The sequence below is a fragment of the Pedobacter ginsengisoli genome (genome assembly GCF_030244015.1).
Classification (GTDB): domain Bacteria; phylum Bacteroidota; class Bacteroidia; order Sphingobacteriales; family Sphingobacteriaceae; genus Pedobacter; species Pedobacter ginsengisoli.
The window spans coordinates 488,448-499,472 of the sequence record NZ_JASSYX010000003.1; the positions used below are offsets into that span (position 1 = coordinate 488,448).

10 protein-coding genes are annotated in these 11,025 nt (G+C 42.6%); 7 read left to right on the plus strand and 3 right to left on the minus strand.

Annotation, left to right across the window (positions count from 1 at the left end):
* Positions 1-15: 15 nt before the first annotated feature.
* The 3 genes from QEP08_RS14270 to QEP08_RS14280 form a co-directional block, all read right to left on the minus strand.
* Positions 16-687 carry a carbonic anhydrase gene (locus tag QEP08_RS14270; RefSeq protein WP_285058999.1) on the minus strand — a complete coding sequence of 224 codons (672 nt, stop codon included), beginning with the start codon at positions 685-687 and terminating at the stop codon, positions 16-18.
* Positions 688-693: 6 nt separating this feature from the next.
* The gene (locus QEP08_RS14275) at positions 694-2,298 is read right to left on the minus strand and encodes a SulP family inorganic anion transporter (RefSeq protein WP_285059001.1); all 1,605 of its coding nucleotides are present in this window, start codon (positions 2,296-2,298) and stop codon (positions 694-696) included.
* A 77-nt stretch (positions 2,299-2,375) separates the two neighbouring features.
* Positions 2,376-2,651 (minus strand): hypothetical protein, encoded by a 276-nt coding sequence (locus QEP08_RS14280; protein WP_285059865.1) that lies wholly within the window; start codon positions 2,649-2,651, stop codon positions 2,376-2,378.
* Between the two features lie 239 nt (positions 2,652-2,890).
* Here QEP08_RS14280 and QEP08_RS14285 point away from each other — a divergent pair, with 239 nt between their 5' ends.
* The 7 genes from QEP08_RS14285 to QEP08_RS14315 all read left to right on the plus strand — a co-directional run bounded on the left by QEP08_RS14285 (position 2,891) and on the right by QEP08_RS14315 (position 11,021).
* A complete protein-coding gene (locus tag QEP08_RS14285) occupies positions 2,891-4,123 on the plus strand; it encodes a porin (RefSeq protein WP_285059002.1) in 1,233 nt (410 codons plus the stop codon).
* Between the two features lie 19 nt (positions 4,124-4,142).
* Positions 4,143-5,684, plus strand: a complete 1,542-nt coding sequence (locus tag QEP08_RS14290) for an acyl-CoA carboxylase subunit beta (protein WP_285059004.1) — start codon at positions 4,143-4,145, stop codon at positions 5,682-5,684.
* On the plus strand, positions 5,684-6,865 hold the full coding sequence (locus tag QEP08_RS14295) for an MFS transporter (RefSeq protein ID WP_285059005.1): 1,182 nt from the start codon (positions 5,684-5,686) through the stop codon (positions 6,863-6,865). The genes QEP08_RS14290 and QEP08_RS14295 overlap by 1 nt, the downstream gene beginning before the upstream one ends.
* A complete protein-coding gene (locus QEP08_RS14300) occupies positions 6,846-7,265 on the plus strand; it encodes a GNAT family N-acetyltransferase (RefSeq protein ID WP_285059007.1) in 420 nt (139 codons plus the stop codon). Before QEP08_RS14295 ends, QEP08_RS14300 begins: the two co-directional genes overlap by 20 nt.
* 51 nt (positions 7,266-7,316) lie before the next feature.
* Positions 7,317-8,432 carry a M42 family metallopeptidase gene (locus QEP08_RS14305; protein ID WP_285059009.1) on the plus strand — a complete coding sequence of 372 codons (1,116 nt, stop codon included), beginning with the start codon at positions 7,317-7,319 and terminating at the stop codon, positions 8,430-8,432.
* A gap of 39 nt (positions 8,433-8,471) precedes the next feature.
* On the plus strand, positions 8,472-10,025 hold the full coding sequence (locus QEP08_RS14310) for a helicase HerA-like domain-containing protein (protein ID WP_285059010.1): 1,554 nt from the start codon (positions 8,472-8,474) through the stop codon (positions 10,023-10,025).
* 96 nt (positions 10,026-10,121) lie between these two features.
* The gene (locus tag QEP08_RS14315; RefSeq protein WP_285059012.1) at positions 10,122-11,021 is read left to right on the plus strand and encodes a nucleotidyltransferase family protein; all 900 of its coding nucleotides are present in this window, start codon (positions 10,122-10,124) and stop codon (positions 11,019-11,021) included.
* Positions 11,022-11,025 lie beyond the last annotated feature (4 nt).

An 11,025-nucleotide genomic window follows, 5' to 3' on the forward strand; every position in this document is an offset into this window, starting at 1 on the left:
TTTTTGAATATCAGGTTATTTTCCAGCCTGCATTTTAAACACCGGTGATACATCGTCAGCATTTGACGCGCTAACATTTAAGTCTTTGATCAAGCCAGTTGCCAGACTATAAACCCAGGCATTTACAGAGAGTTCCTGACCGGATGCCCATGCATTTTGCACTATGGAGGTACTCATGATATTTGCGGCTCCTTCTATTGCATTAAGCTCCACCAATCGATCAGATCTCCTCTGTGGATCTTTAATGGTTGACATCTCGCGTTCATGCATGCGGTAAACATCTTTAATATTCCTGAGCCAGTTATCGATCAGGCCTACCTGTTTGTCGCCCAGGGCTGCATTTACGCCACCGCAGCCATAATGTCCGCACACGATGATGTGTTTCACTTTGAGTACGTTCACCGAATAATCCAGCACACTTAGCAGGTTCATGTCTGTATGCGTAACCACATTGGCAATGTTGCGGTGCACAAAAATATCACCGGGCATGGTGTTCGTAATCTGATTGGCAGGAACACGGCTGTCAGAGCATCCGATCCAGAGTACCGGCGGTGTCTGGCCGGCAGATAATCTGTTAAAGAATTCAGGGTCTTCTCTTAAAGTTTCCGCTACCCAGTCTTTATTTCCCTGTAATAGTCCCTGATATGTAATTTGATCTGTATGTTGTTTTTCTAATTTAGCGCACATAATAGTTTAATTATTAATTTCTTCAATAGGTTTACTGTTCAGTTTTGGTACAGTGTACTGTTTTTTAATATCTTCTAATGTCACGATAATACCCTTAGTATAGGCATTATGCTTATAATTAAAGATGGTTTCCAGCACGTCCGGGTCTATATACCGGGAGTTTGAGCCGTCAATGGTGACATTGGTTTCTTTGGGAATCTTGGTAAGTACTACCTGAATGGCAGCTTTGTTCAGGAAAGATACTTCTTCCGCGAGTTTGATCCTGATATTTTTCTTATCACCGTCTTCCTGTATCTTGTAGAAGAAAGGATTCCGCATGTTGGTACGTAACAAGTAGAATATCGAAAACAACATACCAATAGCCACTCCTTTTAAAAGATCAGTGAGCAGTACGGCAATAATAGTGATGACAAATGGAATGAACTGGTCCCATCCCTTATGATACATGTGCTTAAATAAAGCTATACGTGTAAGTTTATAACCCGTCATCAAAAGTATTGCAGCTAAACAGGCCAAAGGTATCATATTTATGAGTCCTGGTATAAATAATAAAGATAAAAGTAACCAACACCCATGGAAAATAGCTGACATTTTAGTTCTTGCGCCAGCATTAACATTGGCCGAACTGCGTACAATAACTGAGGTCATTGGTAAACCGCCAATCATACCGCTCACAATGTTGCCCGTACCTTGTGCCATGAGCTCCCTGTTTGTGGGAGATACCCGTTTGATGGGATCGATCTTGTCCACAGCCTCAATACTCAATAAAGTTTCTAAACTGGCCACGACAGCTATTGTCGCTGCCATAATCCAAACTTTACTATTCCCTATCTGAGAAAAGTCCGGCATGGTAAATAATCCTGTAAATTCAGACCAGTTGTTTACTACAGGTATCTCAACCATTTGTTTAGCGCCCAGTGCATAAGGCGTATTTTGGAAAACAAGCGCCAGAAAAACCCCAATGACTACGACAATTAATGGTGCAGGCACCAGGCTCAGTTTTTTGAACTTTGGCCATATGATCAGGACAGCTATAGACAACACACTGATCACAATAGCAGCAGGCCCAAAATGATCCAGTGCATTACTGATTGCAGAAAAAGTATTTTTGTCATCGCCCTGAAAAAAACTTTCGTCGCCAAAAAAATCTGAATCAACGCCAAGGGCATGTGGCAATTGTTTGAGTATGAGTGTAAGTCCGATGGCTGCGAGCATCCCTTCAATCACACTGGAAGGAAAATAATTGCCAATAGTTCCTCCTTTTAACAGTCCAAGTATAAGCTGTATTACCCCTGCAAGAACAACTGCAAGTAAAAATATCTGATAACTGCCCAGCTGGGCAATCGCGCCCAGTACGATCGCTGTCAATCCGGCCGCAGGCCCGGCGACACTTAATTGGGAGCCGCTCAAACTTGCAACGACAACTCCCCCTACTATACCGGTAATAAGTCCGGCAAATAAAGGCGCGCCAGAGGCCAGGGCAATCCCCAGGCACAATGGCAAGGCCACTAAAAAAACGACAATACTGGCTGGCAGATCACGCTTTAAATTCTTTTTCAATATATATTTCTTCACGTCCAATCTCGAAAAGACTGAGTTCCCACTTTGCATAAAACTATGTTTTAATGTTTTCAAACTAATTCCTAAAATGCATACCTGTCCCATAAGGGTGGTTTATGCCTGATGAACTAGCAGTGGTTGGGAGGTGGTGTAGGTACTAAAGGGTGATAAGGATCAACGTACCGTTTAAAATGGTCTATAAAGCTGTTGCTCATCCCAATCTGGGGCAAGATCGACGTAAAGCAATAGTCGTAGTGAAAATCGACCTTGTAATCGCAGAGCTTCACTTTAGTTTTGCCCGCGTCGCCGTCTGCACTGTGCTCCAGTTCGATTTGCATGATCACAGAATTCATAATTTCCTTGTCGATATGACTAAAAAATACAGGTGCACCTGAAATTATCATCTTTGCCAAAAAGACATTTAAGAAGATCATAACAATAAGAATGCGGTATCTCCTAAGAAACATTGTATTTTTTATTTTTTGTCACACACTCCAAAAATAGCTCCAAAGCTTAGAAATCAGCAAATTCTCCTGTAATAAAAATGTAATTTAGTTGTTGCAGGATATTTCTCCTGTTTAAATAAAGAAAACCTTTATGGGATAATGCGCTAATTACAGTAATTTTGCCGTAACAACTAAATATGAAAAAAACACTTCTAGCCCTTATATTTCTTTATCCATTTCTACTATTGGCACAAAGTAATAATGCCCCTTCAACTTATGACGCACATGAGATTGCGATAACAGGATATCTGCAAACCCAGTATCAAAGAGCCCAGTCAGAAGGCATTTCATCCTTCTCGGGCGGTGATTTTGGCAAAAATTCGAAAGACAGGTTCATGATCAGAAGAGGCAGATTAAAAATTGACAGGGCGGATAAATATTCAAGCATTGTATTTCAAATTGATGCGACCCAGAATGGGATCCAGCTGATGGATGCCTTCATTCAGTTTCATCAGCCGAATTCTAAAGTACTGATATTTACTGCCGGCTTATTTAACCGCCCTTTTGGACATGCCATAGTTTATTCGTCAGGCTACCGTGATTTTCCTGAAAGGGCCAGGATATTTCAGACATTGATGCCCAGGGAACGTGACATTGGTGCGATGATCAGCCTCCGGCCGGAGGGTAAGTTTAAATTTCTTACAGCCGAGGTGGGTGTAATTAATGGAAGTGGATACAATGCTCGTGATTATGACTCGAGAAAGGATATTGTAGGCAACCTGGGGTTTAAGTTTGACAGCCTCGCCAACAAAAAATTCCACATTGGCTTTGGAGGCTCTATATATAAAGGATCGGTACGCAGCGATACAAAAACCTATTTTTCTTATAATGGAAACAGTTATATAAACCATACTGATTCTGCAAATATAGACTGGAATGCAAGGCGCGACTATTATGGAGCAAACCTGCAGTTGCAGTACGATAATAGTTTTGGAGCAACAACATTCAAGGCTGAATATATTGAGGGAACGCAGCCGGGAGTTGCTGCTTCCTCCACAGTAAATGGTCCCGCAGCCAGCACCAGTTTTGGGACGCAGCCTGCCACAGACCTGTATCTGAGGACTTTCCGTGGTTATTATCTGTGGCTAACCCAGAAAATAGCGAAAACAAAATTTACCGCAATAGCAGCATACGATGTTTATGATCCTAACAAGAAGATAAGTGGGGCTGATATAGGGGTTGCCGAAAACACTACCGCAGGTGACATCAGGTTCAGTACGTTTGGTTACGGGTTCACCTATATGATCAACCCCCGGTTAAAACTGACTGTATACAATGAGCATGTGACCAACGATGCATCAAAACTGCCAAAATATACCGCCGATCTTAAAGATGATGTTTTCACAACCAGGCTTCAATACCGCTGGTAAATACTTAAAGTTTTTAATAATGAAGAATAAAATAGAGCAGCTTCAGGATAAAATTAAAATGGCTCACTCCGGCGGTGGTGCAGAGAGAATTGCGGCCCAGCACAAAAAAGGTAAACTCACGGCACGCGAACGCATCCATTTTTTATTGGATGAGAATTCTTTCGAAGAGATCGGTATGATGGTAACCCACCGCAGCACGGACTTTGGGATGGAGCGTGAAAAATATTTAGGTGACGGTGTCGTGACGGGCTATGGAAATATTAACGGCCGCTTGGTTTATGTTTTTTCACAAGATTTCACCGTATTCGGAGGCTCTCTTTCAGAAACCCATGCAGAAAAAATTTGCCGCATCATGGAAATGGCCATGAAAAATGGAGCCCCTGTGATCGGACTAAATGACAGTGGCGGCGCGAGGATTCAGGAAGGAGTTGTTTCACTTGGCGGTTATGCGGATATATTTTACAGAAATGTTCAGGCATCAGGTGTTATCCCCCAATTGTCTGCAATCATGGGTCCATGTGCCGGCGGTGCGGTCTATTCACCTTCCATTACTGATTTCATCCTGATGGTGGAACATACCTCCTATATGTTTGTAACCGGGCCAAATGTGGTTAAAACAGTAACGCACGAGGAAGTGAGTTCGGAGGAACTGGGTGGCGCATCTGCACATGCAACGAAATCCGGTGTCACGCATTTTGCCTGTATAAATGAAATGGATGCCATAAACCATGTAAAAAATTTGTTGAGCTATATGCCCCAGAACTGCGAGGAAATACCCTCTCCGCTTCCTTATATAGCATCTGATGAGACCAGGCCTGCATTGAATGTAGTGATGCCGGAAAACGCCAGTCAGCCATATGATGTAAGGGAAGTGATTGCTGAAATTGCAGATACTGATAGTTTCCTGGAAGTGCATAAGAATTTTGCGGAAAATATAGTAGTTGGCTTTGCGCGTCTCGCTGGCAGGAGCATTGGCATTGTTGCCAATCAGCCGGCCTATCTTGCCGGGGTACTTGACAATGATGCCTCAATAAAGTCTGCAAGATTCGTCCGTTTCTGTGACTGTTTTAATATACCGCTACTGGTTCTGGAAGATGTCCCTGGCTTTTTACCGGGTACGGACCAGGAATGGAACGGCATCATAACAAATGGAGCCAAATTGCTGTATGCGTTCTGTGAGGCAACAGTTCCGCGAATTACCGTCATTACCCGGAAGGCGTATGGCGGAGCCTATGATGTAATGAATTCTAAACATATCGGCGCTGATCTGAATTATGCATGGCCCACTGCTGAAATTGCGGTAATGGGGGCTAAAGGAGCCGCAGAGATTATTTTTAAAAAGGAAATTACCGCTGCTGAATATCCGCAGGAAAAATGGCTGGAGAAAGAAAAATTGTATTCTGACACATTTGCCAATCCTTATCGCGCAGCAGAAAGAGGTTTTGTAGATGAGGTGATTGAACCTGCCCAAACCAGAAATAAACTGATAAAGGCTTTTAAGATGCTGGAAAATAAAGCAGTCAGCCTTCCGAGGAAAAAACACGGAAATATTCCTTTATAATGAATTTAAGTCGGACGGATATTTTACTAATGGCCTTCTGTACAGGCCTCATCGTTGCGAATATTTACTACTGCCAGCCTCTGGTGATTCTGGTCGCCAGGGAATTTGGCCTGACTGAGAGCCATGCCGGTAAGATCAGTTACCTGACTCAGGCCGGTTATGCACTTGGTCTGTTTTTAATTGTCCCCCTGGGGGATATGTTTGAGCGCCGCAAACAAATTCTGATCATAACGTCCCTGGCTGTTGCGTCCTTATTGCTGGCTGCCCTTTCACAAACCTTTCTGTTGTTACAAATTGCCTGTGTATTGATTGGAGCAAGTTCTATTATCCCCCAACTTATTTTACCAATGGCAGCCAACCTTAGCTCCGACGAAAAGCGGGGATCTACAATCGGGATCATTATGAGCGGCCTGCTGATCGGCATTCTGGCCTCAAGGAGCATAAGCGGCAGCATAGGTTTTTTATGGGGCTGGCGAACTATGTATTTCATCGCGGCTGGCATTTGCTTATTGCTTTTGCTTTTGATGGCCAGGCGTTTTCCACGAAGTAAGCCTACATTTGAGGGTAATTATAGCGCACTCATGCTGTCTATGTGGCACTACATAAAAACACAGCCCGTTTTACGTGAAGCTTCTATTATTAATTTTTTGGCCTTTGCCATTTTAAGCGCATTCTGGACAACTATGGTATTGTTCCTTGCCAACCCCCCTTTCAGTTTTCAAACCTTACAAATCGGATTATTTGGGATCGCAGGCGCCGCAGGTGCCCTTGCTGCCCCACTGGTGGGGAAGTTGAGCAGTGGTAAGAACCCACGCAGAAACTTACTGACAGGTCTGATTCTGCAACTGGTCAGTATTGCTGCATTTTACTTTACCGGAAGCCATTTATACTTTTTTATAGCTGGTATAATTTTGATTGATATTGGTCAGCAGGCCATCCATGTAACTAACCAAACACGTATATACACCCTTGTACCGGAAGCACGAAACCGTTTGAATACCATATTTATGTCGGTTAGTTTTGTTGGTGCATCGGTTGGTTCTGCATTGGGCTTATGGCTGTGGGACAGAGGCCAATGGCCATTGTTTTGTCTTGGCATTGCTTTGATTGTGATTTCGAATATCTTAATATATCACTTTTATAGCCACAAAATTAAGCGGCATGCGGAAAGTCCGGATTGAACAAATTAACTTTGATTTAACCTGGTCCATCAGGCATGAGGTGATGTATCCTAACCTGCCCTTTGATACCATAAAACTGGCTAACGATCCCGATGGGATACATTTTGGACTGTATGCAAATGATCAGCTGACCGCGGTAGTGTCCTTATTTAATTCAGGCCCTGTTCATCAGTTCCGAAAGTTTGCAACCCGGGTCGACGCTCAGGGCAAAGGATATGGCACGCTTTTGTTAAAACATGTTATCAGCTATGTTAAGGATGTAGGTGCCGAAAGATTGTGGTGTAACGCCAGAGTTTCGGCAGCAGGCTTTTACAGTAAGTTCGGCTTTAAAGAAACTGACCAGCTGTCGCAGAGCAATGGTATCGACTTTGTCATTATGGAGTTACAACTTTATAATTAACTTTAGGCTCAATTCCCGATTTATATATTTACTTACAATAAAAACAGAATAATGGCTAAAAAGAAACAAGACAAGCAGGATCATGTTGTTGTGGTCACTAAAAAATCACTCCAGTTTTTCGAAGAATATATCAATAATCCATCTCCGACCGGTTTCGAATATCCGGGCCAAAAGTTATGGCTGGATTATTTAAAACCTTATATCGATGAAAGCTTTATCGACAACTATGGTACTGCTGTTGGTGTAATTAATCCTAAAGCTGAATTTAAAGTTGTTATTGAAGCTCATGCTGATGAAATTTCATGGTTCGTAAATTATATTACTAATGATGGCCTTATTTATGTGATACGTAATGGGGGTTCTGACCATCAGATCGCACCTTCGAAACGGGTAAACATCCACACTGACAAAGGGATGGTGAAGGCCGTATTTGGATGGCCGGCTATACATACCCGCAGCGGCGGGGAAAAAGAGGAAGCCCCTGCATTAAAAAATATTTTCCTTGACTGTGGCTGCACTACCAAAGAAGAGGTGGAAAAACTTGGCGTCCATGTTGGCTGCGTAATTACCTACGAAGATGAGTTTATGGTTTTGAACGATCGTTATTATGTAGGCAGGGCCTTAGACAATAGGGCTGGTGGTTTTATGATCGCTGAAGTGGCACGTCTGCTTAAGGAGAATAAAAAGAAACTGCCTTTTGGCTTATATATCGTTAACTCGGTGCAGGAAGAAATCGGGTTGCGCGGCGCTGAAATGATTGCCGACAGGATTAAACCACATGTGGCGATCATTACCGACGTAACACACGACACCACAACCCCGATGATCAATAAAATTACACAGGGTGACCTGGCCTGCGGTAAGGGTCCGGTTGTTTCTTACGCGCCGGCAGTACAGACCAATCTGAACAAGCTGCTGATCGAAACAGCAGAAAAGAATAATATTCCGTTCCAGCGTCAGGCGTCGTCACGGTCAACAGGAACAGATACGGATGCCTTCGCTTACTCGAATGGCGGAGTCCCTTCTGCATTGATCTCCTTACCCTTGCGTTACATGCATACAACTGTTGAAATGATCCACAAGGAAGATGTAGACAATGTGATCCGTCTGATTTATCATTCCCTGTTAAATATTAAAAAAGATCACGATTTCAGGTATTCTAAATAATCAATTATTTTATTGCGTTGGTGACAAAAAAATTTACTTATGAACGATCAATCAGCAAAATTTATAGAAAAGATTAAAGACTCTTATCAACTGACCGATCCTCATATTTATTTGGGCGCGGGTATTTTAGATGGCAAAGTACTCGCCGAAGCTGAAGTAAACCTGTCGCTCCGTATGATGAACAGGCACGGTTTGGTAGCCGGTGCAACAGGCACCGGAAAAACCCGTACCCTGCAGTTACTTGCTGAGCAATTGTCTGATGCAGGTGTCCCCGTATTTATGCTGGACGTAAAGGGTGATCTGTCCGGACTAAACCAGGCCGGCCCAGTCAATCCTAAAATTGAGGACAGGGCTAACCAGTTAAACAAACCCTTTATCCCTGCCGGCTTTCCAGTTGAGCTCTATTCTCTATCCGGCAAGCTTGGGGCGCAAATGCGTGCCACCGTTTTGGAATTCGGACCAATCCTGCTGGCAAAGATTCTCGACCTGAACGACACACAAGCCGGGGTGCTGGCGGTTATCTTTAAATATGCAGATGACAATAAAATGCCGGTTATCGACCTTAATGACCTTAAAAAATTGGTTTCTTATCTGGCCGAAGAGCAAGGCGCTGAAGAGATCAAAAGCACATACGGAAAAATATCAACAGCTACTTCAGGTACCATCCTAAGAAAAATTGTGGCTATTGAACAGCGGGGCTTGGGTGCTATGTTTGGTGAACGCTCATTTGATATTGAAGATCTTTTTGTGAAAGTTGATGGTAAAGGCATGATCAGCCTGTTAAATATCTCAGATGTTCAGAATCAGCCGGTTTTATACTCTACTTATCTGCTAAGTCTGCTGGCGGAAATATTTTATAGCATGCCGGAGGCAGGCGACCTGGACAAGCCTAAGCTGGTGTTCTTTTTTGATGAAGCACATTTACTTTTCAAAAATTCTTCAAAGGCATTCTTAGAGCAAATCGAAACCATTATCCGGTTGATCCGCTCAAAAGGAATTGGTGTATTCTTTTGTACACAGGCACCAACAGATGTACCGGAGAGTGTCCTGTCTCAATTGGGCAACCGGATACAGCATGCTTTAAGGGTATTTACGCCAAATGATGTTGATGCCATGAAAAAAACAGTGAATACCTATCCAACGTCTGATTTTTACAAGATCGACCAGACCCTGACATCCCTGGGCACCGGGCAGGCATTAATCACAGTTTTGAACGAAAAAGGCATCCCAACGGAAGTTGCGGCAACTATGCTCACCGCACCAAGAGCCATCATGGGGCCATTAAATGCAGCAGATTACAATGATCTTATCCGATCGAGTGCCGTTGCCACAAAATATCAGGAAACCATTGATCCCGAAAGTGCTTATGAAATACTCACAAAACGAATTAATGATAAACTGTCAGAAGAGGAAAGCCAAATCCAGCCCGAAGTGACAGAGACACCTGCAAGAGGCGAAAAAAGCATCATCGAAAAAGTAATGGGCGCTACAATTACCCGACAGATCGGCAAAGAAATCGTACGTGGCTTATTTGGCATGCTTACAGGCAAAAAGCCCAGGAGCAGTGGGGGTAAAAGCATATTTGGATTTTAAATAAAAACTATCTTTACCTAAATCAAAAAATGTATTTTAGCTCCACAAAATATATTTACTGTTTACACTGATTATTAACTTATTCATTATTATTGAATGAAACCTACCTTACTAATATTAGCTGCCGGTATGGCAAGCCGCTACGGCAGTATGAAACAAATTGACGGCTTTGGCCCCAACGGCGAGACCATTATTGATTATTCTATTTATGACGCTATCAAGGCTGGCTTTGGCAAAGTAGTCTTCATCATTAAAGAAGAATTTGTTGACAATTTCAAAGCCATATTTGAACCTAAGCTGATCGGTAAAATTGAAACCGATTATGTATTCCAAAACTTCGACCTAAAGCAATTTGGTATCGAGGAAGAAATCTATCGCGAAAAACCATGGGGAACTGCACATGCAATCCTTTCTGCAAGAAAAGTGATCAAAGAACCATTTTGTGTAATCAACGCCGATGACTATTATGGTTTTGATGCATTTAAGAAAATGGTCGTTTTCTTAAATACTGAAGCTTCCGACAGCAATTATTCTATAATCGGTTATCAAATCGGCAAAACATTATCCGACTTTGGTTCTGTTTCCCGCGGTGTCTGCAAAACAAACGAGGCTGGATACCTGGAAGAGATCACTGAACGTACCCAGGTTTATAAAAAAGGCGATGCTATTGTTTATGAGGAAAATGGGGTTGAATATCCTTTAGATTTCGAAACGCCCGTTTCTATGAATTTCTGGGGCTTTACTCCAGCCGTCTTTAAACTAACTGAAGACCTGTTCAGGATCTTTGCACTGGAAAATAAAGAAAAACCAAAAGCTGAATTCTTTATCCCGCTGATAGGCGAAAATCTGGTTAAAACAAATACTGCATCTTTTAAAGTAATCCCTACGGCCAATCAATGGTTTGGGGTAACATATAAGGAAGACAAACCTTTTGTTCAGGATAGCATAGACCAGCTTGTAAAAGATGGCACATATCCGGAGAATCTCTGGAATTAATTAA